The organism is Mesorhizobium sp. M4A.F.Ca.ET.090.04.2.1 (assembly GCF_003999085.1).
GTDB lineage: Bacteria > Pseudomonadota > Alphaproteobacteria > Rhizobiales > Rhizobiaceae > Mesorhizobium.
This window is the reverse complement of the sequence record NZ_RZOT01000890.1, coordinates 1-1,162: the sequence shown is the minus strand read 5'-3', so window position 1 is coordinate 1,162 and position 1,162 is coordinate 1. Positions and strand designations below refer to the sequence as shown.

At 64.3% G+C, this 1,162-nt stretch carries 2 pseudogenes; both read left to right on the top strand.

What is annotated here, in order from left to right:
- Positions 1–445, top strand: a pseudogene (locus EN781_RS32925) (prolyl aminopeptidase); the annotation flags it as partial.
- Between the two features lie 187 nt (positions 446–632).
- A pseudogene (locus EN781_RS32915) lies at positions 633–1,162 on the top strand (citramalate synthase); the annotation flags it as partial.

Here is a 1,162-nt window from a genome sequence, read left to right as displayed (position 1 = left end):
AGCGGAGCGCGACGACATGATGGCCGCCTACCGCAAGCGGCTGGTGGGCAGCGACCGCAAGGCACAGGTCGAGGCAGCCCTCGCCTGGAGCCTGTGGGAGGGCGAGACGATCACGCTCTTGCCGGAGCCTGAAACCAGCGGCAAGTTCGGCGAGGACGACTTTGCCGTCGCCTTCGCCCGCATCGAGAATCACTATTTCGTCCATGCCGGCTGGCTCGAGGAGGGGCAGTTGCTGCGCGACGCTTGGAAGCTGAAGGACATCCCTGGCACCATCGTTCACGGCCGCTACGACATGCCGTGCCCGGCGCGCTACGCCTGGGCGCTGCACAAGGCCTGGCCGAAGGCGGATTTCCACCTCATCGAGGGCGCCGGCCATGCCTATTCGGAACCAGGGATCCTGGACCGGCTGATCCGGGCGACAGATGGGTTTGCGGGGAAAAAATGACAGCCCGCAGCACCCCCCTCTGTCCTGCCGGACATCTCCCCCTCAAGGGGGGAGATTGGCCTTCGTCGCGGCTTTCGCAAATTTTCAACGCTGCAGGTTGTGGCGCGGCATTCGAACTGCTGATCTCCCCCCTTGAGGGGGAGATGCCCGGCAGGGCAGAGGGGGGTGTTCAAGCGCCCACAGAACGATGACAAAGCAACGCCTCTACCTCTTCGACACCACCCTTCGCGACGGCCAGCAGACGCCGGGTATCGACTTTTCCGTCGAGGACAAGATCGCCATCGCCAAATTGCTGGACGAGTTCGGCATCGACTATGTCGAGGGCGGCTATCCCGGCGCCAACCCGACCGACACCGCCTTCTTCCAGGAGAACCGCACGGCCAAGGCAAAATTCGTCGCTTTCGGCATGACCAAGCGGGCAGGTGTCTCGGCCTCCAACGATCCGGGGCTGGCGGCGCTCGTGCAGTCGAAGTCGGACGCCATCTGCTTCGTCGCCAAGAGCTGGGACTATCATGTGCGCGTCGCGCTCGCCTGCACCAACGAGGAAAACCTCGACTCGATCAAGGTCTCGGTCGAGACGGCGGTCGCCGCCGGCAAGGAAGCCATGGTCGACTGCGAGCATTTCTTCGACGGCTTCAAGGCCAATCCGTCTTACGCCCTGGCCTGCGCGAGAACCGCCTACGATGCCGGCGCGTGCTGGGTGGTGCTGTGCGACAC